Raw genomic sequence first — 21,081 nt, 5'->3', positions numbered from 1 at the left:
CATTCTTTATTGAATTCCTATGGTCTCAGGGACGTGGTTGCTTTTTGCTTGCATATTCAGTTTTCAACGTTCTGTAAGGGCTTAAATTTCTATCAGGCTTCTATCAAACTAGCTGTTTATTCCCACCTGATAGTCAATATTTAATGTACATATGTAGGTTATAGTATGAGTATAGCAGGTTGTTAGCAAGTTGAGTACATTTTGACAACAACAGCCAACCCAAATGGGATAACAGTCTAGAAACCACAGCAGCAACTATTCCGAAACATTAGACAAGATTGCAAAAGTCCTTATTAATCAAATTTTGGGACGGGCTAGAAGCCCATCCCACAAGAAAAAAGATTTTTGTGGGATGGGCTTCTAGCCCGTCCTAAATATTTTTGCAAGAAGTCTATTAGCCGATCGCCCTTCAACCCCACGAATCTGTTTTCTGCGAGGCTTTGGGAGCCCGATCGACCAAATACCTGTCAATTAAACTGGTATTTTTAGCTTGGGGATTTATGGCAATTACTCGCGTTTCTGTAGACTCAGCAGGCAATCAGGCGATCGCCCCTGGAGATTTCCTCTCTGTTTAGATATCTGGTTAGCAAAAAAAATCGGTAGTGCTGTCCCCACGGGCGAATCTTGTATACAAGACAACACGCTTGCGATAAGACTGTCTTGCGGATAACAAGGATGTGAAAAAGAGACACTGCGATCGATCTCTGGGCAGCCCTATCATCAAAAAAGCTTAACCCAAGCGTATGGGAATGTATTCAGGTTTTAACGAGTAAAGTGCTTGGATTTTTTGTCGGTTAATTTCGGTTAATTATATTCACGGCGCTGGGACAAAAGGAAGAAACCGGGTTTTTCATCGATATTGAGAATTTTTAGGAAATATTTCCTAAAAAACCCGGTTTCTGGCCGCCTATGTCATTCTAATTTTCCGAATTGGGATTATTTAGTATCCCCAAACTTCTAACTTGTGACTTACGATACCTTGAATTTGCTGGGCGATCGCATCTTCAGGGCGATCGGCATCGATCCGGAAAATTCGAGATTTATGTTCCTCGGCCAACTCCGTAAAACCTTGCTGTACGCGCTTGTGAAACTGCAAATCAGCTTGCTCGATCCGATCGCGCTCTCCTCTGGCCCTTACCCTTGTCAAACCCGCCTCCACATTAATATCCAGCCACAAAGTCAGATCGCTTTCCAAGCCGCCGGTGGCAATTGCATTCAACTGCTTAATTAAATTTAAATTAAGATTGCGGCCGTAGCCCTGATAAGCAATCGTGGAGTCTGTAAAGCGATCGCATAAAACAATCGTTCCTTTCGATAACTCGGGTTTAAGAAAAGTTTCGACGTGCTGAGCGCGATCGGCAGCGTACATGAGTAATTCTGCTACATCAGATACAGATTCACCCGGATCTTGTTTGAGTAACAAATGCCGCAGTCCTTTTCCCAACTCCGTACCCCCCGGTTCGCGAGTAGCCACCAACCGGACTTTCTGAAAATAACTTACTTGCAGCCAATGTATCAATCGCTGCATTTGTGTAGTTTTTCCAGCACCTTCTACCCCCTCAAATACGATAAGTTTGCCCTTCATTGCCTAACTTTGCACCTCAATAAAATAAATATGAATCCTCCCGTATATCTGTTCTAGGTTCGGTATGATAATAAAGTCTCAGTGCCTCATGGTTGGAGTTTTCTATGGCTCGCTATACTGGTTTTTTTATCGTTGCAGTTCCGATCGACCGTCTCCGTCAATCCCTGATTGAAATTTTAGAGTCATGCAATCTTGATATTATCTACAATACAGGAGATTCCCTGATGGCTCGCGAACTTCCGGGTCAAGTTTCGATTCCGAAACTGGTCACCGCCGAAGTCCTAATTGAGAAAAACACGGCTAGTGACTCAGAAGTTCGCATGAACTTCGTAATCAAAAACGAGGAATTGCCCCTGCAAACCAATAACCACTGCCGTCAAATGTTCGAGCTAGTCAGTCGTTCAGTTATGAAAAACAATAACTGGCGGCTTTTGGAGAGTATGGCACTGTAGCCATAAATCATTAGTCATCAGTCATCAGTCATCAGTCATTAGTTCCTGGCTAATGACTAATTACTGATGACTTTTATTTGGAAGGTCTAAATTTAACCTCGAAACTTCCGGCGCAGCAGCAAAGAATTGGTAACAACGCTAACAGAACTAAACGCCATAAATGCGCCTGCTGCCGCAGGACTGAGTAAAATTCCAGTTGCAGGCAGCAAGAGACCGGCCGCAATTGGAATTCCCAGAGTATTATAAGCAAAAGCCCAGAATAAATTTTGGCGAATCTTATTAAAAGTAGCGCGACCAAGGTCGATCGACTCAACAACATCCATCAAAGCATTTCGCATTAGCACAATTTGAGCAGTCTCAACCGCGACATCAGTCCCGCAGTGCAAACCGATACCGACATCAGCTTGAGCCAAAGCCGGGGCATCATTGATTCCATCTCCCACTACAGCCACTTTACAGCCTTGGGCTTGCAAACTGGCGATCGCCCGAGCCTTCCCCTCCGGTCGCACTTCGGCCAAAACATCAGCAGCCGCCAAACCTAGCTGCTGCGCCACCACCAACGCCGCCGACGCCGTATCGCCCGTCAGCATGATTACCCGCAATCCCATGCCCCGCAGGCGATCGACTGCCGCCTTAGCATCTGGCCTCAGAGTATCTTTTAGCCCGATTACCCCCAGCAAAACACCCCCAGAAGCCACGTAAACCGCCGTTTTGCCTTGGCAAGACTCCAAAAGTTCCGCAGCCACAGCGACGCCCTGCTGGTTCATCCACTCAGCATTCCCCGCGAACACCCGCTGGCCCTCCACTAAAGCAGAAACCCCGAAGCCCGGTTCCGTGTAGAAATCATCAGCAGGTAGCAGCGGCAAACCTTGCTGTTGAGATTCCCGCAAAATCGCCGCGGCGATGGGATGACAAGCGCCTCTTTCGACTGCTGCGGCAATTTGCAGCAGTTTTGAGTCAATTGTGGAAATTGTGGAAATTGTGGAACAGATATCTTGTTTGTTTCCCACATTAATATCCGAGTTCAAATCCAACTCTGAATTCTGGAAAATCGGCAAATAATCAGTGAGTGTGAGATTTCCAGTTGTCAGAGTCCCAGTTTTGTCAAAAACCACAGTATCTAATTGATGCACTCGTTCTAAAACATCGCCACCGCGAATTAAAAGTCCGCGCTCCGCCCCGATGCCAGAACCGACTAAAATTGCAGTTGGGGTAGCCAGTCCCAAAGCACAAGGACAAGCAATGACTAAAACTGCGATCGCCAATTTCAAACTTAACAGCAAAGGCGATTGGTAATCGGTAATTGATAATTGATTTCCCATGCCCAATGCCCCATGCCCCATGCCCGATGCCCCATGCCCCATATTGTGTCCTAAAAGCACAGAAGGCCAAATATGAGTTCCGGCAAAATACCAAAATAGGAAAGTTAAAGCCGATATCGCCATTACGCCATAGACAAAATATCCGGCGACAGTATCAGCTAAGTGTTGAATCGGCGCTTTGCGAGTTTGGGCGGCTTGTACCAAAGCCACCATTTGAGCTACAGTTGTTTCCTGACCGGTGCGAGTTGCCCGCATCACAACTGCCCCGGATTTATTAATAGTTCCCGCCGCGACTGTATCTCCTGGTTGCTTCAAAACTGGCATCGATTCGCCAGTCAGCATCGATTCATCTACGGTTGTTTTACCTTCGCAGACTTCGCCGTCTACCGGAAATTTTTCACCGGGTAAAACTTGCAGCCATTCTCCGACTCGGACGCGATCGGCTGGAATTTCAATGTATTGTGGATTGTAGACCGCAGATGTCGAGTTTGCAGGCAATTCTTGAGAGTCCAAATCTAAAATCGGCAGTTTAAAATCAACTAAGCGGGCTGTCGCTGGTTGTAGTGCGATTAAAGCTTGCAAAGCTGATGCAGCGCGCCGTCTGGCTTGCTGTTCGAGAGTTTTGCCCAACAAGATAAAGCCCAAAAGCATCACCGGTTCGTCAAAAAAGCACTCCCATCCCATGCGTGGAAACAGCAGCGCCGCATTGCTAGCCGTGTAAGCCGTGACTGCGCCTAAAGCTACCAAAGTGTTCATGTTTGGTGCGTTTCGCCACAAACTGCGACAGCCGTCAACGATAATCGGGCGGCCAGGTAGCAGCAATGCGAGGGTGGCGAGTCCCCAGTGAAACCAAATGTTGCTGAGAATTGGGGCTTTGGTGCCGAGTATGTGTCCTAAACCGGATAGAATAATTAGAATAAGGGCGATCGACAATTGATTGATTTGCTGTCGAATTTCTTGCCGCCGCCGTTCAATTGCCGCCGCTTCTGCTTCCCGCTGATTTTCACCTAAGCGAGACTGAGAGGGAAATCCGTTATCAGTCAACTTTTTCGCTAAAGCCTCTGCATCGACAGCCCCCGGTTGACACTCAATTGTTGCGACTTCTACGGCCAAGTTAACGCAAGCCGAAATTACGCCTGAATGCTGCATGAGTTGGCGTTCAACTGATGCAGCGCAACCCGCACATTTCATCCCACCGACATCGAAAGTAACAACTTCTGGCGGCGGAGATTCTTTAACTGGGATGATTTGTGATTGATTTTCGGGGACTGTTTTGGGAATAAATTGCATTGGTTTTTTTCGGTATTGATTAGAATATTTTGGTGAGAACAGAAAGTGCATTATATCAATTCCGTCTAGCCGAGTAATTATTCATCTCTCTCTTCTCTCCCTCTGTGTCCTCTGCGTTCTCTGCGGTTAAATAATTCCGATACAACCAGAATTGATATAATGCACAGTTTAGACAAATGTCTATATTTTTATCATAGATAAAATTTTTGGCATCTTCCGAAAGTGTTAGTTTTTTTTAATTCTTATCTTAATTCTGAAGATTGGATGTACGGTTGAAACTGTATCTATACAGACACTCACGCACTCTAAGAGGGGGTTGAAGATTAGACGGTAATTGTCTTTAGTCCGATTGGCACGGACATCGTTTGTACAGACGCGGTTTCAACGGTACGATTAGTTAGTATTGAACTTTTAGGTGAGAAATTTAGCTATGACAGAATCAGATAAATTTTATATTGTCAAACGTCCTGCTGGTAATTGCGAGATTTTGCCGGCCCAAATCGCACAGCAAAGCCCCACTATTATAGAACAGTGGGGCCCTTACGATTCTGCTGAAGATGCGATCGCCCGACGCATCGGTTTAATTCGCGCTGGTAAATGTCAACCGCAATAAACGAACTTGGAAGGACTAAAGTCCTCACTACAAACCAGGTTCGTAGTGAGGACTTTAGTCCTTCAAACCAGGTTCGTAGTGAGGACTTTAGTCCTTCTTTACTGAAGTTTTTGTGACTAAAAACTACTTAGATTTAGCAGGTGCCGCACTCGGTTTAGACTGCGCCGCAGCGGGCTTAGAAGGCGTCGCCTGCGGTTTCGACTCAGCCTTACTATCTCCTGTTTTACCAGTAACTTTATTGGTCAAAATTTCCAAAGCTTTCGCGTACTGCGGATCGGCCGTCGTAGCAATTTTATCGCGATCGCGCCGCAACTCCTGTTTTTGAGCGTCGGTAAGTTCAACCTGAAAATCCGGTTTAATTCCCATGTGGTTGATATCAGTGCCGTTGGGAGTAAAATACTTGGCAATTGTCACCGCCAAACCGGCACCATTTCCCACACCGCGTACTGACTGAACCAAACCCTTACCAAACGTCTTGGTTCCCACCAAAACCGCGCGCTTGTTGTCTTGCAAAGCGCCGGATAGAATCTCGCTAGCACTTGCTGAACCGCCGTCTACGAGGACAACTAAAGGTTTGTCGGTAATCTCTCCTTTGTTTGCGGTTTGTCGATCGGCTTCACCGACGCGATCGACCGTAGAGACGATCGTACCTTCTTTGAGCCACATCCGAGCAATTTCAATACTGCCGTAGAGCAACCCACCCGGATTGGAACGCAAGTCTAGAATATAGCCTGCCACCTTTTTCTGTTCCAAATCCTTAATTGCCGATCGCATTTCCGATGCAGCGTTCGCGCTAAACTGATTTAAGCGAATATAGCCGATTTCGCCGATCGGGCTTTTCTGCACCGACTTCCGCACGGGATGAATTTCAATTTTAGCGCGTTTCAGCTTAAAATCTATTTCCTTTTTGTCCCGCAAAATAGTCAGAGTCACCTCAGTATTAGCCTGGCCGCGAATCAAACTTACCGCTTGATTCGTATCCATCCCTTCAGTAGTTTTGCCATCAATCTTAGTAATGATATCTTTTGCTAGAATACCAGCAGTAAAAGCAGGAGTATCCTCAATGGGAGAAATCACCACCAACTTCTTAGTTTTCTCATCTTGAGTCAACTGAATCCCAACTCCTGTGAGTTCACCAGAAGTTTCAACCTGCATATTTTTGAACTCTTCCGGGTTCATAAACCGCGTATAAGGATCGTCCAGCTTCTTCAGCATTTCTCGAATTGCTTTATAAGCTTCCTCATCGCTAGTATAAGTCCGGTTCAAATAATCATTCCGCACCGCTTTCCAGTCAACCTGGTTAAAAGTGCCATCAACATAACTTTTGTCAATAATCTGCCAAACTTCATCAACCAATTCTTTAGGACTTCCCCTAAAAGAAGCCAGGGATTTAGAACTGCAACCAGTGTTGGCAAGAGTTGCAGCAGTGAGTAACACCGCTGCTGCACTTAGAACAAGCCCTCGTTTTGTTATAACCATTTGTCTGACGCGCGGGAGGAAAAGAGTTCAGAATAATCACGCCCAATCTAACACAGGCAAGGCTTGGTCGGATTTTGGATACATATTTATTCAACTTTGCCGAGTTGTATTCCCAAAAGCCACAGGCAAGATGCCTGTGCCACCACAAGAGTTGTGGGGTGGGCATCTTGCCCGCCCCCAAAAGCCACAGGCAAGATGCCTGTGCCACCACAAGAGTTGTGGGGTGGGCATCTTGCCCGCCCCAAAAGCAACAGGCAAGATGCCTGTGCCACCACAAGAGTTGTGGGGTGGGCATCTTGCCCGCCCCAAACCTCAAAACTATATCCAGTCAAGCCTACTCTGGTTCAAACCAGCGATCGTCCGACTTAATCAAATTAATCAATTCTGCCACACCTTCAGACTCAGGAACCTTCTTAATTTCATCCCGGCCGCGGTACAGAGAAATATAACCCGGTTGCTTCCCCACATAGCCATAATCAGCATCAGCCATTTCGCCCGGCCCATTGACAATACAGCCCATCACTGCAATATCCAAACCCGTGAGATGCTTCGTCGCCTCTCTCACTTGATGTAACACTTCCTCCAAATTAAACAAAGTGCGGCCACAGGAAGGACAAGCCACATACTCAACCATAGTTTTCCGCAATCCCAAAGCTTGCAGAATGCTGTAGCAGACAGGAATCTCCTTTTCCGGCGCCTCAGTCAGCGAGACGCGGATAGTATCGCCGATACCGTCAGCCAACAGCGGTGCGATACCAGCCGTGGATTTGATGCGCCCGTATTCGCCATCGCCAGCTTCCGTAACGCCCAAATGCAGCGGGTAATCCATCCCCAATTCGTCCATCCGGTGCGCCATCAAGCGGTAAGCAGCCACCATCACCGGCGCGCGGGAGGCTTTCAGGGAAATCACGATGTTGCGGAAGTCCAGGGATTCGCAAATTCTAATAAATTCCAGGGCCGATTCCACCATACCTTCCGGGGTGTCGCCGTAGGTAAACAGCATCCGTTCCGCGAGGGAACCGTGATTGACGCCGATTCGCAAAGCTTTACCTTGATCTCGCAGGGAAATCACCAGAGGTTCCAGGGTTTCGCGGATTTTATCCCCAATTTCCGCGAATTCCGCCTCAGTGTATTCGCTTCTGTCGGCTTTCGGCTTCTCGAACACGTAAAGTCCGGGATTGATTCTCACTTTGTCTACGTGTTTGGCGACTTCCAGCGCAATTTTCATCCCGTTGTGGTGGACATCAGCAACCAGGGGCACGGCTTGGTAGGTTTCGTGCAATTTTTGCTTAATTTCGGCTAAAGCTTTGGCGTGGGCCATACTGGGCACCGTAACGCGGACGATTTCGCAGCCAATCTCGTGCAGTCGCCGAATTCCTGCGACCGATCCGTCGATGTCGAGGGTGTCTTCGTTAATCATCGATTGTACGACGACTGGGTTGCCTCCGCCGATCGTGATACTGCCGACTTTGACGGGACGGGTTTTGCGGCGTTTGATGCTGGTGTCGAATACTGGTTGGCTAGATACGGTTTTAGTTGGATTGGGCAGAGTTTGCATAATTGATTGCTAGTTTTCTGTTACCAAGGTCTATAAAATTCTGTTTCCTGTTTTTTAGGTTGCCATAGAAATGACCTGTTTGGACAAAGAGGTTTCTCGAACTAAAAGCCAACCATCACCGGGAAGGCGAACTGAAGTTGAGCCGGTGGAACTAAACCCAACCTACAAAATACAGTTAAGATACAGGCTAGGCTGAGATAAACCTTGATATTGGTTGGCGGTGAGGGGAATGGTTTGGACACCGGGGCAGGGGTTAAATGGCGATCGGTATATTATTGAAGCCAAGTTAGGTGAGGGCGGCTTTGGCATCACCTACCTAGCGCAGAAGGCGCAAAACGGGGGGCGGGTTGTCATCAAAACGCTGAAAGATGAATTATTGAGCGATCGAAATTTTGCCCGGTATCGGGACAGATTCCGGGATGAGGCGCTACTGCTATCTTTGTGCAAACATCCCAATATTGTGCAAATAGACAACTATTTCATTGATGGTAATTTGCCCTGTATTGCGATGGAATATGTGGCAGGGGAAGATTTGTGGAAATTAGTAGAAAAGCGCGGCATCCTATCGGAAACCGAAGCTTTAAACTACATCCGCAAAGTGGGAGAAGCCGTAATGGTAGTTCACGAAAAAGGTTTGCTACATCGGGATATCAAGCCACAAAATATTATGGTTCGCGACAATCAAGATGCAGTTTTGATTGACTTTGGTTTGGCGCGGGGTTTTATTCCCGATCGCACTCAGCAAATGACTTTGGGGCTAACACACGGTTTTGCACCTCCCGAACAGTACGGGGAGATTGGCAGATTTGCTGAGTATACAGATGTTTATGCTCTGGCGGCAACGCTATACTATTTACTAACGAGGACACCGCCAACTCCTGCATATTTGAGGGCTTTAAATCATCCTTTAAAGCCGCCGTTTCAGATTAATCCTAATATTAGCGATGGGGTGCATCGGGCAATTATGAAAGGGATGGAAATGGATGCGACAAAACGCCCTCAGTCGGTTCAAAAATGGTTGGCTATGCTTCCACAAGCCACCATTGGCAATTGGGGGCAAAGAGGGGGTGTTTTGCCAACAATTCATAGCCCGCAGCCACCGCCACAACTTGTAAATTTGATTTCAGCAAAAGGAGTCGATTATCGTCAACTCGATCGGCTTTTGGCTAGCGGAAAATGGAAAGAGGCGGATAAGGAAACTTCTAGAGTGATGTTGAAGGTGGCTGGTAGGGAGAAACTATGGCTGGATAAAAAAAGTCTTGAAAAATTTCCCTGCGAAGACTTACGAATCATTGACCAGCTTTGGGTACAATACAGCAATGGACGTTTTGGCTTTTCGGTGCAGAAGCGCATCTATGAAAATCTGGGGGGAACCAGGGAGTATGATGAGAAAATTTGGGAAGCTTTTGGCGATGGCGTAGGGTGGCGCGTGAAAGAAAGTTGGTTGTCTTATAATGATCTAAAATTCAACATCAAAGCACCATCAGGACACCTCCCCGCAGTTAAGATTTATAGTTCGTTTTGGGGTCGAGTATGTATGTCTGGTTGGATGGTGGGGTTTGTGTGGTTGGCGTGGTTGGCGTGGAATTTTCATCTGAATTCCTACCTTAAATGGTCGTTATGGGAAGGGGTTGGTATCGCAGGGGTTATTATTTGCTTCGCATTGATTATTATTTGCTTCGCATGGATTTTAGCGGATATTCTAAGACATTGTGTTAGCCACGACAAGTTGTGGGCTCTTCTTTCTCACGTCAAGTCGTAGGGTGTGTCGCCTCGAAAAATCCTCAACAAAAATCGACAATCTCATAGCGACGCACCTTACAAACTACTTGACTAAACAAATGTTGGCGTAGTTAAATCTTCAAAATATTTTACTTTCCCCCGCATATCCTTAAATAATTCTTCAGTTGAAAGAGAGTTTTCATACTGAGAAATTCTCACAACTGGTTTATTCCCATCCATTACTAAAATCTCTTCGCCTTCAAGCTCGACAAGTCGCAAAAATTCTAGTAATTGAGCTGTTAATTGACTTTTGTCTATGGTTTTCATAGGACAATGATTTGTGTTGTGTTAAAACTCTATTATATCTCAATACGGTTCACTTAGCAAAACGTGTCATTGCGAGCTAAGATCGATAGCTAGGGAGATTGTCGCTATAAACTCATATGATACGACGGGATAATCGCGCAGTGGAATATCAATGCAATGCTAGAAAAAGGTGCAATAAGTGGCAGACCCTTCAATCCCTCGAAAGCTGGCGGAAAGATTCTCAACTTATCTTATCAAAATGTTAAAATTACTGATAAAGGGATTGGCTTAGTTGAAGCTCATGTTCGCAGATTTAATCCTGTGGGTGAAGCAGAACTAAAAATGGTAGAAAGGTTAAGAAGTATAGTCGCACAAACCCTTGTAGCTGAGCCTGTTGATTTGCGCTTCTACACTCATGAATTGCGCGAGTATCTGAGGTATAAAAAACTTGGCTATCCCACAAGACAACCAGAAAATCCCGATGAAGCTTATGAACTCTGGAACAACGCTCACACAGCGACTCTTGAGGATTATAAGTTAAAAGAAGGATTTGGCGTTTTATTTCATCCTAGCGTGGAGGACTTTTAATGCAAAACTTAACTCAATTAACTCAGCTTGAATTAGTGCTCCTTGAATTAGTAGCTAAAGGTCAAGGAAAGTGGAGTTGGTACGAACTTGCGAATGCACTTTCCCGTCGAGATGTACCGCGAGAACCTGACATGATGGTTGTCTTAAAAAAACTTGCTGCTGATGGCTTGGTTAAACGATATATCGAAACAGGTTCGCCGCGCGACAGATGGGAATTGACGAGGGAAGGGTCGATTTTGCTGACTGACGCCACCGCAAATCGGCAGCGCGAAAGTATACGTTATGCAATTGCGATTGAAAAAGCCAACAGCAATTATTCTGCTTACGTTCTAGATTTACCGGGATGTGCGGCAACAGGTACAACTCTCGAAGAGGTAGAACAGCAAATTAAAGAAGCAATAGTCTTACACTTGGAAGAGTTGCGACAAGCTGGTTCGTCTATTCCTGAACCGAGGACTTTGTGCAAATATGTTGAAGTTTAACTTAGAAACCAATTTTGTAGTTTGCATTAACAATCAAGATTATCCAGCATCCTTGGAAGTCCGAAAAATCTATCGAATCATACCGGATAATCGCGCTGCGGAACATCTATTTATCCGAGTTATTGATGAATCAGGTGAAGATTATTTGTATCCAGTTGCGTATTTCGTGCCGATTGAATTGCCGAAAGCCGTAGAAGCAGTATTTGCATAGGATAAATTAACAATGATATCTGTAGAAAAATGCCCTATTTGCAGCGGTGAAATAGTTATCAAAGAAGTCGATAAACTTTTACGGGGCGGCAAGCATACTGCTATCTTAAAAGTATCGGCTGAAGTTTGCCTAAGCTGTGGAGAACGGTTGTACTCTGTCGAAACAGTTAGGAAATTTGCCAAAATTAGACAGCAATTGCAGCGAGAGGAGACTCAAGAATTCCAAGCGATGGGGCAATCTTTTCGAGTTGGGTAAATTATAGGATCGAATTTATGGTTTGAGTCGTAGGGTGCGTCGCCTCGAAAATTCCTAAACAAAAATCGACAATCTCATAGCGACGCACCTTACCAAATACTCGATCAAATAAATGTTGGCGTAGTTAAATCTTCAAAATATTTTACTTTCCCGCGCATATCCTTAAATAATTCTTCAGTTGAAAGAGACTTTTCATACTGAGAAATTCTCACAACTGGTTTATTCCCATCCATCACTAAAATCTCTTCGCCTTCAATCTCGACAAGTTGCAATAATTCGAGTAATTGAGCAGTTAATTGACTTTTGTCAACGATTTTCATAGGACAATAATTTGTGTTCTGTTAAAACTCAATTATATAGCGGTTCTCAAAAAAGTGAGGTATGCCCTAATGCCCTATGCCCTATGCCCTATGCCCTATTCCCAGTCATACCTCATCTTTCTGAGAAAGGCTATATCTCAATACGATTTATTTAGAATTAGGGTGCGTCAGAAGAGTGAGATTTTCGCTACTTTCCTCACAATCTCATTCTGACGCACGCCCGGAATAAATGGTGCGTCAGAATGAGATTTTTAGTGATAATTGAGAACTACCAAACTCATCGAGAATTTCAAAGGTGCTACAAGCCCCCGGATTTATCCGTGGAATCAATCCCAAATCGAAAATCGAAAATCCTCTCTTCCCCCGAATTTATCCGTGGGATCGCCTCTAAAATCTAAAATCTAAAATCTAAAATCGATTGACGCACCCTACCGCTGAACTACGGTATCTACAAACTGCTATTCATCCAACCGCAGAATCTAACCACGCAATTAAATCCTCTTCACTTGTAAAATCCAACAAAGCCTCTCCCAAATCATCTAACTGTGCCGCAGATAACCCCTGGATGCGAGTTTGAATTTCCATTGTAACATCACCCACCCGCCGCACAATCTGACGCATAATTAATCCTATTTCCCCCTCAATTTTACCCCTTTCGATTCCCTGTTCAATCCCTTGTTCAATCCCTTGTTCAATCCCTTGTTCAATCCCTTGTTCAATCCCTTGTTGTATTCCTTGTTGTATTCCTTGTTGTATTCCCCTTTGAATACCAATCTCTATCCCTTTTGTCACAGAACCTAGTTGGTCTTGGATAAACATTTCTCGCTTGTCTACATCATTTAATTCGTCGAGGGTCAAATTTGCTCGGTTGGCAATTCCCATCGCGGCATTAATCTCTGCAACTGACCCCAATGTCTCTGGTACTACTTCCAATGAGGGTGCGTTTTTCATGAAGTAAATCCATTTTTCAGGCAGAGTTGTGAGTTCATTCAATTCTTTTTTGAATTTCGGTAATTCGACAAACACTAATTTGATTTCGCAGTTGGGATAGACGAATTTTTCTTCGGTTTCTGTGAATTCAAAGTGCGAAATTAGTTTGTCGCTGTTTTCAAACAAGATGAAGTCGGTGATGGTTAAGGCAATGACTGGTTTTAATCTTAAATAACCTTCTCCGGCTTTGAGTTGAGTAGAATAGGTTTTGGCTGCGTTGTACACGACTCGTTTTTCAAAGGCGGCGACGTTGAGTACCTGCATTTCCACAATTACGGTTTTGTTTCCGGTAATCTTGGCTTTGACATCCAGGTAGGTGTCTTTTAATCCTGTGACGCTTCCGGCTGAATAAGGGTCAATTATTTCTATTTCTTCGATTGTGGATTCTCCGTTATACAGCATTGCATTTAGGAAGCTGATTAAAATTTCTGGATGTTCTGAAGATGCGAAGATTTTTTTGAATGCAAAGTCTGTTTTGGGGCTGATGAAACGCATATAGTTATAGTTTTTCGTGAACAGCAGATGACACTGAGGAAGATGTAGAGGTAAGAGAAAAATCTGGAGTTAGGGCGGGCATGGGCACCGCCCTTACAAATTATCTAAATTCAGCTATCAGCCTGTGGCTTGAGTAGTTGTTACAGATGACATAACTAGCTTTCCAGTTATATCCATTGTTGCCAGTTTCAACACTTCATTAAAAGCTAAACCCCGAATTTTGAGTTCCCACCGAATGCCTTTTGCTTTCATCCGCTTGGCTTTCCGCATATCAACATCCGCAGCTTTTTGATTCAGTAGCAAATGTTTCATTGCTGCTGTGGCTTCTACTTTTGTGGGATATGCAATGTAGGTGATAAATCCGCCGTCCCAGTGGTTGGCGTTGCGGATGCTGCTGATAGTCGCTACTCTCGGACTAAATCGGTTCCAGTATAAGTCGCTGTAGCCGATCGCCTGTGTGTTCACTTGGAGTTTGTTTGCCATTTGACTTAACTCCTATAACCTTGTGTGCGGGGTTTGCAGTACCGTTTTGGTTGTTAGAGTCGATAGGGGCATTTCTACCCCTACCTCTCATTCAGAACGGAACGTGAAACTTTCGCTTCATTCCGCTCCTCGATATCTTCATCCTTTTTTTAAGGATACAACTCAAAACGGATTGCTATGATAGTCCTTACTAAGGGAGCCGTCATTTTCCGTTTTTGTGTCGTGACAATGCTTATGTAGCAGTTGTAAGTTTTTATACTCATCCTTTCCGCCTAATGAGCGGGGTTGGATATGGTCAACTTCTACGATGTCTGTAGGTGTGAAATACAGACCGCAGTGGGTACATCTACCTTTTTGTGCTTTAAGGAGTGTTGCCACTCTTGTCGGCGTTTCAGGGTATTCTCCACGTCTGGAACTCCAATAAATCCAGTTACCGTCGAAAGGTGTTGCATTGCCTTTTACTTTTACGTGCCTTATGATAGGCGTTGCTGAGTGTTGGGCTAGCTCTAAACCTTCTTCTGTACTGAAGCACCAATTTCTATCGCCTACTGTCCTCCAGTATTTGTCTTTATTGATGCTACCTTTTCCCCGTCTTCTAGCCCATGCTCTTAACTTGTCATAAGTAAGCCTATCTATCTTTGAGAAGGTTTCCTTACTTACTACTGTTGAATAATAGTTTGACCATCCCCGGATGGTTTGATTTAACCTTTGGATTAAGGCGTATTGGGGGGAGTGGCTATGGGTATCTATTATTTCTTCAATTTTTCCAAGATGAGCTTTGATTTTGGGTTTAGACGGAGTGATTAATGTCTTAAAGCCGAGTGGTATTCCATGTGTATTTTTGGCACTTCGGTAGTTACCTACCTTATGTTGTTGTACATGGAATCCTAAAAACTCAAACCCAACATTTCCATTGTATTTATTGAGGGTGTGGGTTAATTTTGTCTTACTTGGCTTCAATTCTAAGCCTAAATCACTCAACCATTCTGCAATTATCTTCTGACAGGCTAATATGACTTCAATGTCTTTGTGTATAATCACAAAATCATCGGCATATCGGATTAAACTGATTTCTCTTCGTTGGTTTATGTTGTTACCTACGAACTGTTTAACCCGTTCTTCCATTCCATGAAGGGCTATGTTAGCCAATAGCGGGGAAATGACCCCTCCTTGTGGCGTACCTTCTACGGTCGGAAAGATTTCACCTTGGTCTAATACCCCACTTTTAAGCCACGACTTAATTTGTTTTCTCAGTCGTGGATAGGTATTGATTTTGTCAAGCAATGCTTTGTGATTAATGCGGTCAAAGCATTTGGCAATATCAGCGTCTAGCACATATTTGGCTTTATATCTGATGTTGTCAAAAATAGCTCCAATCGCATCGTGACACGACCTACCGGGTCTAAAACCATAAGAGTTTGGCTCAAATTTTGCCTCCCATTCTGGCTCAAGAGCTGCTTTTACAACTGCTTGTAAGGCGCGGTCGTACATTGTGGGTATACCTAATGGTCTAGACTCATTAGTGCCTGGTTTTGGTATCATTACCCGACGTGTCGGTTGTGATTTACCAGTTGTTTTGAGTTGACCTACTAGCTCAAAGCGTTGCTTCGGGGTTAGTGATTTAATACCATCCACACCTGCTGTACGCACGCCAGTATTGTCTTGTGTGACCCGTCGTATCGCTAGAACCTTATTAGACCACGAATTAATCAAGGTCTTTTGAAGCTTCCTCACTGCTTTTACATCGCCACGCTCACTTGCTCGATAGATACGTTTTTGCAACTTGAATGTCAATCTTTCGGCTTTCCGCCAATTGATTTGATTCCATTCCACCGTCGGGTTATCCCGCGTTTTAGACTTGTTCATTGCTATTCTTGTTCCTATCCTTGAAGTTACCGTGTATCCGTTAGCATATCCCTGTTATTACAACAGAGCATTGGCTTCTGATACAATCCCTCTCCCATATACTATTCGTTAGCTACTTACCGATAATCGACCTGATTCCAGAAATATACGAGAGTTACTTCGTTCCAGATATACATTGATTGAGTTTTTAGTGTGATGCTATCCACCGGGTTTATGGGCGGTGCTTATAGGTCGAGTGCAAAATCGCCTATGCCCTAGCCTTGCCATTTTGGCTTGGTCTTAATCAGTCTTTACCGTGTTTCTCAACGGGTTTATTCTTGATTCAGCCGTTAGACCATCTATACTATCGATGGTTCAGACACATCTTTGCTTTCGCTATACATGAACTCTTGCTCAACAGTTACCAGTTTCGGCTACCAGTAGTCTGCCTTTTATCCCCGCTTTACGCTGCTAGTTGCTACTTAACAAGGTAGGGGATATGCTTTTACCGCTGCACTTGCGGACTGGGACTTGGGATGAACCGCACCCAGATGTGTATCCAGTTATGATGACTATGTAGTCACCCTAGCCATCCCCTAAGTATTGCTACTCAGTTTCGACTAAACGAATCGCACTTGCTATTTATATTATAGCAAATTAATGCGGAATTGGGAATTGGGAATTGGTAATTGGTAATTGGGAATTGGTAATTGGGAATTGGGAATTGGGAATTGGGAATTGGGAATTGGGAATTGGGAATTGGGAATTGGGAATTGGTAATTGGGAATTGGGAATTGGTAATTGGTAATTGGTAATTGGGTGTAAAACTTAAGACTAAGTGCAGTGGGCATCTACAAACTAATGACTGTTGACTAATGACTGTTGGAAAGCGAGCGGGGACAGCACTATGACTAATGACTGTTGGAAAGCGAGCGGGGACAGCACTATGACTAATGACTGCTGACTAATGACTAATGACTGTTGACTGTTGACTAATGACTAATGACTAAAATCTTAATTCGTATTCGGCGGTGACGCGATTGTCTCCTTGGAAATTGGTTGAACCTCTGAGCAATATTTTGTCGTTTAAACGATACCGCACGTTAAATTCTGTTGGCTGATTTGCTGATAATACTCGAATGATTGATGCTGAAAGATTGCGCGTGATATCGGCCCCGACTTCTAAGCCTATACCGAGGGAACCTGCACCGGATGCGGCCCCTGAACTTGAACTGGCTGTTTGTCCTTCGTTTCCTCTAATTCGAGTGGGAAATAACCTGAATTCGCTCAATCCGGTGGCGTTGGTAATTACGGATTGCAGGTTGTTGAATAATCCGGCACCGGCTAAATTGGCGATCGCCAGTGTACTGTCTCCCTGTCCTAATGTTTGCACGAAACTGCCGCCTAATAGCGCTACAATCTCTGTTTGCGATCGCCCTGGAGAACTCCTCAACTCGATATTTTCGGCCAACTGGGAGGCTTTACCCTTGACTAATGCTTGAATTCGGACACTCCGCACGCTGCCGAAACTTGTCGGTTCATCGGCTATTTCAGAGGCGACAGATGTTCCTGGAGTGCGAAACCGCGAGACTTCTTGTACCGATGTTGCTAATCTCACGTCCAATGTCGGATCGAGTCCTTGTGTTGGTACAAAGGTAGCTGTTTGTGGGTATCCCTTATCAAGCTTAAACTGCGTGGTAAACAAATTCACCGCACCCGAAGTCAACCGAATCGTACCCGCAGGGCGAATATCGTCTAAAGTTCCATTCACCGTCAAAGCCCCTGTCGCCTGAAAATTCAATATCGGCGCACTCGTTACCCGCACTCCTCGGCCTAATTTCAGCGCCAAATCGTTTAATCCAACTTCAAAGGAAGGGGAAGATGTCGGCGAAGTCGGAGTCGCAGGAGAAGTAGAAACCTCAGTCGGAGTCGTAGGGGAAGATGTCGTAGTGGAAGGGGAATCGGAAGAAGCTAACCGAGTTCCGCCACCTCCGGCGCTGGGGAGAAATACTTCGCCGTCGTACAGTTCAATTTTACCGCTCAACTGCGGCCGCAAAGCTGTTCCCCTTGCTTGGACTTGACCGACTGCGCCGCCGCGGTACAATCCTCTGAGATTCAATCCCAATTTATCTAGATTGACAGCCAAAGGATTCGCTGCATCGACATCGCCCTCCGCAAAAGGGACAGACAGCGGAATCACGCCCTGGGCTACAACTTCCCCTTTACTCAATTGTCCCCGAATTCCTTCTACCCGAATACGATCGCCCTCAAAGCGCACCGTCCCAGTCACCCCTGTCAGCGGTTCTGGGAAAGCTCTCGCCCGGACGGTTGCATTTTCAAAATTCGCAATTCCTTGCGCTACAGGCTGTTGCAGCGTTCCTCCAACGCGAATTTGCACCTGTCCCTTGCCATTAACCCAGGCAAGTTGGGGAGTTAAGACATTAATAATTGCTAATCCTTCATTCTGCAAATTCGCCCTGAAATCTATTTGATTGTTGTCGGGTTTTACCGCAGCAAAGGGTAACTCGAAAGGCAAACTTCCCTGTACTTCAATTGGTTCGGTTTGAGTTACCAAAGCGCTGCCTCCAAAATTCAGGCGGGCGTTGCTATAACTGAAACTGCTGTCGGCTTTTTTAATCGGTTCTCCGTTTAGCGTCCCGTCCAGCAAACTTAATTCGCCGGTGGCTTGCGGATTTTCTAAACTTCCGGCTAAGTTTGCCCGCAAATTTAAGTTTCCGGTTACGTCTACAAAGGGTAATTCGATTAGTTTTGCTAACTCTTCTACGGGTACATTTTCTACCCGCAACTGCCCGGATTGAGCTTTCTGTCCGAGTTGTCCCGAAAATCCGATCGCACTTTTGCCCGATCGAATTTCCAGCGGCAACACGGTTAAAATTCCGTCCTGAAAACTGCCTTCAATGCTAAACTGTTCGGCGACATATTTTCCCCACTGCCAATTATCGCCTTTGACGTTAAATTGAGCTTGCACGCCTGTTCGCAGAGAACCTGCGACTGCAATTTCGCCACCAAAAGTTCCCTGCAATTGAGATAAGGCAGGCAATTTTTCCGATGATTTCACAGCTTGCTGCTGCTGCAAGATTACTTCGATTTCTGCCAAGCGGCGCAACTGTTCGATTAACGGCGCTTCCGGTTCTCCGACTGCGACTGTTTTCACGTCACCGCTGTTACCGTAAACGGGAGGTTTCAAGCCTCTCGCGAAATCTCCTAAATTGAAATACCGCAAAGCTGCTAAAACTTGCTGCAAATTCCCCTGCTGGATGTTAACTTTCCCGGCAAATTCGGGGTTTGCGCCTGCTTTGACGTTACCGGAAATGGAGTATTGACCGGTACCTTGCCGGAAGATGCCGTTTGTGAGAGTGGCGCTGCCGTTAGCATAGCTGAATTCGGCTTGGAAACTGTCACCTTTAATGTAGCCGATCGCCGGTTGGGCGATCGCAATTTGTCCGTTGGCTTGCAAAGTCGCTGGATTTAACGGCATCTTCCAACCGGGCACGTTGACTTGTCCTGAAACAGTACCGGTTATCGGCCCCAAACCTGCCTCTTCTCCCGGTGAGAGATTCAATGCAGCCAGCGGGAAATCGCTTAAATTTACTCGCAAAGTTTCGCCCTCAGCTTGGCCGCGGGCTACCGATTCCCCGCGTTTAACTAAGAATGATGTCGGCAGAAACGACTGATTTAAAGCGACTTCGATTTTGTCTTGGGGGCCAGCCAAACGCAAATCTACACTTTTATCGGAACTCGCCGTCACTTTTCCCGCCAGTACCGAGTCAAAAGCGACTTGATTTACTGCTAAATTCCGCACTTCCACGTCGCCAACTAAACTCAGGGCGGCCAATGTTCCGGTGAGGCGCCCCGTGAAATCGACATTGCCGCGCACAGGCTGATTTTTCTCTGAAGACTTTTTGGCACCCATGGGTGTCAAAAATGCCAACTGTTCTGCTGGCAAGGCTTCCAGGTTAAAGTTGGAGAGTTTTACATCCAAATCTAGATTGGAAATTGACGGTAATCCTTTCCCAGCTAACTCAACGCCGACAAATCCGCTGGCTGTCAAACCGCGAGTTGCAGCTTTTTCTACTTCTATCCGTTTGCCATCCCAGTTAAATATTGCATCAAAAGGTTGTTTGAGAAAGGGCAATTCCGAGATGCGGAAACTGCCGCCGGCGCGAACATTTTGCGGGGAAGCAGCAGCAATCGGGCCGGATAAATCAACATTCCCGTTAAATAGTCCCCGCAGTAGGGGGAGATTTTGGGCTTGGGAGACTAAACCGCTGCCTTGCAAGCTTTGCCGCTGGGCTTCAAAGGCTTTCTGGAAGCGACTTAGGGCAATTTGGTCGCCTTCAATTGACGCGCGCCAATTCCCCGATTGTGCGCTACCTTTGGCGTTGACAACTCCGCCACCGTTGGCGAGTCGAATTTGTCCGTCGCCGTTGGCTGTGATGCCGTTGGCGGTTAAATTATCTGTATTTCCCACTATTCTGATTTTGCCGTCGAGGGTTCCGGCAATTTCTCGCGGTAAATTGGTTGTCAGCAAACCTGTTTGTTTGAGGGTTTGTTCTAAATTGCTGACTGTAACTCCGTTGGTTGCTAGCGATGCTTCCAAGTTGCCGTTTTCCAATTTTGCCGTAGTATCGATCGCCCCGAGTCGATCGACCAAAATCCGTCCTTCTCCACTAGCACGAATTCCTTTAGCTGTCAAATTATCCAAACTGCCCGATGCTTGGTATTGGCCGTTAACTCTGCCGTCAAATCCTTTAGGCAAAGTCGCCGTCAGCGGAAACAGTTGGAGATTGCGGACTGTTTGTTCCAACAGCTTGCCATTGTCCAGCATCTAATTTTCCCTTAAAATCAACCGTACCGTCGGCAATATTTAATTTGCCACTGCTGTTAACAGAAACATCGGCGATGCTTGATTTGTCAAGACTTCCCGCCGCTTGAATTTGATTTGATATTTGGCCGTCAATCGATTTGAGATTTTGAATTTTGGATTTTAGATTGTTGATATTGGCGACTATTTGGGGATTGTCAGCCGTAAAAGCCAAGCCCACATCTAACAGTGGCAATCCT

Annotated in this window: 21 protein-coding genes; 9 read left to right on the top strand and 12 right to left on the bottom strand. The window is 45.5% G+C overall.

The window, feature by feature from the left end:
* The first annotated feature begins 440 nt into the window (after positions 1–440).
* The gene (locus JGK36_RS03320) at positions 441–575 is read left to right on the top strand and encodes a hypothetical protein (protein ID WP_293196240.1); all 135 of its coding nucleotides are present in this window, start codon (positions 441–443) and stop codon (positions 573–575) included.
* Positions 576–940: 365 nt separating this feature from the next.
* Here the strand turns inward: JGK36_RS03320 and tmk are convergent, their stop codons facing one another.
* Positions 941–1,585: a dTMP kinase gene (gene tmk, locus JGK36_RS03315; RefSeq protein ID WP_293196238.1), complete on the bottom strand. Its 645-nt coding sequence runs from the start codon at positions 1,583–1,585 to the stop codon at positions 941–943.
* Positions 1,586–1,689: 104 nt separating this feature from the next.
* On the opposite strand from tmk, the gene JGK36_RS03310 reads away from it, so the two are divergent.
* A complete protein-coding gene (locus tag JGK36_RS03310) occupies positions 1,690–2,037 on the top strand; it encodes a hypothetical protein (protein WP_293158409.1) in 348 nt (115 codons plus the stop codon).
* Between the two features lie 92 nt (positions 2,038–2,129).
* Here JGK36_RS03310 and JGK36_RS03305 read toward each other — a convergent pair whose 3' ends face one another.
* A complete protein-coding gene (locus tag JGK36_RS03305; RefSeq protein WP_293196236.1) occupies positions 2,130–4,649 on the bottom strand; it encodes a cation-translocating P-type ATPase in 2,520 nt (839 codons plus the stop codon).
* Positions 4,650–5,079: 430 nt separating this feature from the next.
* Here JGK36_RS03305 and JGK36_RS03300 point away from each other — a divergent pair, with 430 nt between their 5' ends.
* A complete protein-coding gene (locus JGK36_RS03300; protein ID WP_293182740.1) occupies positions 5,080–5,262 on the top strand; it encodes a DDE transposase family protein in 183 nt (60 codons plus the stop codon).
* A gap of 123 nt (positions 5,263–5,385) precedes the next feature.
* On the opposite strand, the gene ctpC is transcribed toward JGK36_RS03300, so the two are convergent.
* The 3 genes from ctpC to ispG all read right to left on the bottom strand — a co-directional run bounded on the left by ctpC (position 5,386) and on the right by ispG (position 8,299).
* Entirely contained in the window at positions 5,386–6,741 is a 1,356-nt protein-coding gene (ctpC, locus tag JGK36_RS03295) for a carboxyl-terminal processing protease CtpC (protein ID WP_293196234.1), read from the bottom strand.
* An 86-nt stretch (positions 6,742–6,827) separates the two neighbouring features.
* On the bottom strand, positions 6,828–7,073 hold the full coding sequence (locus tag JGK36_RS03290; RefSeq protein WP_293192015.1) for a hypothetical protein: 246 nt from the start codon (positions 7,071–7,073) through the stop codon (positions 6,828–6,830).
* A 2-nt stretch (positions 7,074–7,075) separates the two neighbouring features.
* Positions 7,076–8,299, bottom strand: a complete 1,224-nt coding sequence (ispG, locus tag JGK36_RS03285; protein ID WP_293192017.1) for a (E)-4-hydroxy-3-methylbut-2-enyl-diphosphate synthase — start codon at positions 8,297–8,299, stop codon at positions 7,076–7,078.
* Between the two features lie 229 nt (positions 8,300–8,528).
* On the opposite strand from ispG, the gene JGK36_RS03280 reads away from it, so the two are divergent.
* Entirely contained in the window at positions 8,529–10,061 is a 1,533-nt protein-coding gene (locus JGK36_RS03280) for a serine/threonine-protein kinase (protein ID WP_293196232.1), read from the top strand.
* A 71-nt stretch (positions 10,062–10,132) separates the two neighbouring features.
* On the opposite strand, the gene JGK36_RS03275 is transcribed toward JGK36_RS03280, so the two are convergent.
* Entirely contained in the window at positions 10,133–10,348 is a 216-nt protein-coding gene (locus JGK36_RS03275) for a prevent-host-death protein (protein WP_293182730.1), read from the bottom strand.
* 156 nt (positions 10,349–10,504) lie between these two features.
* Between JGK36_RS03275 and JGK36_RS03270 the strand changes: the two genes are divergently transcribed.
* Genes JGK36_RS03270 through JGK36_RS03255 form a run of 4 tightly spaced genes read left to right on the top strand, consistent with a single transcriptional unit; the run spans position 10,505 to position 11,863 of the window.
* Positions 10,505–10,915 carry a hypothetical protein gene (locus JGK36_RS03270; protein WP_293182728.1) on the top strand — a complete coding sequence of 137 codons (411 nt, stop codon included), beginning with the start codon at positions 10,505–10,507 and terminating at the stop codon, positions 10,913–10,915.
* Positions 10,915–11,397: a type II toxin-antitoxin system HicB family antitoxin gene (locus JGK36_RS33790; protein ID WP_366025930.1), complete on the top strand. Its 483-nt coding sequence runs from the start codon at positions 10,915–10,917 to the stop codon at positions 11,395–11,397. Before JGK36_RS03270 ends, JGK36_RS33790 begins: the two co-directional genes overlap by 1 nt.
* Positions 11,384–11,608, top strand: a complete 225-nt coding sequence (locus JGK36_RS03260) for a hypothetical protein (RefSeq protein ID WP_293182726.1) — start codon at positions 11,384–11,386, stop codon at positions 11,606–11,608. Before JGK36_RS33790 ends, JGK36_RS03260 begins: the two co-directional genes overlap by 14 nt.
* A gap of 12 nt (positions 11,609–11,620) precedes the next feature.
* Entirely contained in the window at positions 11,621–11,863 is a 243-nt protein-coding gene (locus JGK36_RS03255) for a YgiT-type zinc finger protein (RefSeq protein WP_293182724.1), read from the top strand.
* A 104-nt stretch (positions 11,864–11,967) separates the two neighbouring features.
* On the opposite strand, the gene JGK36_RS03250 is transcribed toward JGK36_RS03255, so the two are convergent.
* The 4 genes from JGK36_RS03250 to ltrA all read right to left on the bottom strand — a co-directional run bounded on the left by JGK36_RS03250 (position 11,968) and on the right by ltrA (position 16,017).
* Complete coding sequence (locus tag JGK36_RS03250) at positions 11,968–12,183, bottom strand: prevent-host-death protein (RefSeq protein WP_293182722.1); 216 nt, start codon at positions 12,181–12,183, stop codon at positions 11,968–11,970.
* Between the two features lie 462 nt (positions 12,184–12,645).
* Entirely contained in the window at positions 12,646–13,668 is a 1,023-nt protein-coding gene (locus tag JGK36_RS03245) for an Rpn family recombination-promoting nuclease/putative transposase (RefSeq protein ID WP_293182720.1), read from the bottom strand.
* Positions 13,669–13,785: 117 nt separating this feature from the next.
* Positions 13,786–14,151 (bottom strand): hypothetical protein, encoded by a 366-nt coding sequence (locus JGK36_RS03240; protein ID WP_293182718.1) that lies wholly within the window; start codon positions 14,149–14,151, stop codon positions 13,786–13,788.
* A gap of 162 nt (positions 14,152–14,313) precedes the next feature.
* Positions 14,314–16,017 carry a group II intron reverse transcriptase/maturase gene (gene ltrA / locus JGK36_RS03235; RefSeq protein ID WP_293182716.1) on the bottom strand — a complete coding sequence of 568 codons (1,704 nt, stop codon included), beginning with the start codon at positions 16,015–16,017 and terminating at the stop codon, positions 14,314–14,316.
* 661 nt (positions 16,018–16,678) lie between these two features.
* Between ltrA and JGK36_RS03230 the strand changes: the two genes are divergently transcribed.
* On the top strand, positions 16,679–16,804 hold the full coding sequence (locus JGK36_RS03230; RefSeq protein WP_293182714.1) for a hypothetical protein: 126 nt from the start codon (positions 16,679–16,681) through the stop codon (positions 16,802–16,804).
* Positions 16,805–17,002: 198 nt separating this feature from the next.
* Here JGK36_RS03230 and JGK36_RS03225 read toward each other — a convergent pair whose 3' ends face one another.
* On the bottom strand, positions 17,003–20,845 hold the full coding sequence (locus JGK36_RS03225) for a translocation/assembly module TamB domain-containing protein (protein WP_293200787.1): 3,843 nt from the start codon (positions 20,843–20,845) through the stop codon (positions 17,003–17,005).
* A complete protein-coding gene (locus JGK36_RS03220) occupies positions 20,769–21,077 on the bottom strand; it encodes a hypothetical protein (protein WP_293200785.1) in 309 nt (102 codons plus the stop codon). Before JGK36_RS03220 ends, JGK36_RS03225 begins: the two co-directional genes overlap by 77 nt.
* Positions 21,078–21,081 lie beyond the last annotated feature (4 nt).

This window comes from Microcoleus sp. PH2017_35_SFW_U_B (assembly GCF_020737865.1).
Classification (GTDB): domain Bacteria; phylum Cyanobacteriota; class Cyanobacteriia; order Cyanobacteriales; family Microcoleaceae; genus Microcoleus.
The sequence above is the reverse complement of the archived record's forward strand: the minus strand, read 5'-3'. Positions and strand labels throughout refer to the sequence as shown.

Coding starts and splice junctions, on each gene's coding strand:
- tmk (WP_293196238.1), bottom strand. CDS start 1,585: ATGAAGGGCAAACTTATCGTATTTGAGGGGGTAGAAGGTGCTGGAAAA.
- JGK36_RS03310 (WP_293158409.1), top strand. CDS start 1,690: ATGGCTCGCTATACTGGTTTTTTTATCGTTGCAGTTCCGATCGACCGT.
- JGK36_RS03305 (WP_293196236.1), bottom strand. CDS start 4,649: ATGCAATTTATTCCCAAAACAGTCCCCGAAAATCAATCACAAATCATC.
- JGK36_RS03300 (WP_293182740.1), top strand. CDS start 5,080: ATGACAGAATCAGATAAATTTTATATTGTCAAACGTCCTGCTGGTAAT.
- ctpC (WP_293196234.1), bottom strand. CDS start 6,741: ATGGTTATAACAAAACGAGGGCTTGTTCTAAGTGCAGCAGCGGTGTTA.
- ispG (WP_293192017.1), bottom strand. CDS start 8,299: ATGCAAACTCTGCCCAATCCAACTAAAACCGTATCTAGCCAACCAGTA.
- JGK36_RS03280 (WP_293196232.1), top strand. CDS start 8,529: ATGGTTTGGACACCGGGGCAGGGGTTAAATGGCGATCGGTATATTATT.
- JGK36_RS03275 (WP_293182730.1), bottom strand. CDS start 10,348: ATGAAAACCATAGACAAAAGTCAATTAACAGCTCAATTACTAGAATTT.
- JGK36_RS03270 (WP_293182728.1), top strand. CDS start 10,505: ATGCTAGAAAAAGGTGCAATAAGTGGCAGACCCTTCAATCCCTCGAAA.
- JGK36_RS33790 (WP_366025930.1), top strand. CDS start 10,915: ATGCAAAACTTAACTCAATTAACTCAGCTTGAATTAGTGCTCCTTGAA.
- JGK36_RS03260 (WP_293182726.1), top strand. CDS start 11,384: ATGTTGAAGTTTAACTTAGAAACCAATTTTGTAGTTTGCATTAACAAT.
- JGK36_RS03255 (WP_293182724.1), top strand. CDS start 11,621: ATGATATCTGTAGAAAAATGCCCTATTTGCAGCGGTGAAATAGTTATC.
- JGK36_RS03250 (WP_293182722.1), bottom strand. CDS start 12,183: ATGAAAATCGTTGACAAAAGTCAATTAACTGCTCAATTACTCGAATTA.
- JGK36_RS03245 (WP_293182720.1), bottom strand. CDS start 13,668: ATGCGTTTCATCAGCCCCAAAACAGACTTTGCATTCAAAAAAATCTTC.
- JGK36_RS03240 (WP_293182718.1), bottom strand. CDS start 14,151: ATGGCAAACAAACTCCAAGTGAACACACAGGCGATCGGCTACAGCGAC.
- ltrA (WP_293182716.1), bottom strand. CDS start 16,017: ATGAACAAGTCTAAAACGCGGGATAACCCGACGGTGGAATGGAATCAA.
- JGK36_RS03225 (WP_293200787.1), bottom strand. CDS start 20,845: ATGCTGGACAATGGCAAGCTGTTGGAACAAACAGTCCGCAATCTCCAA.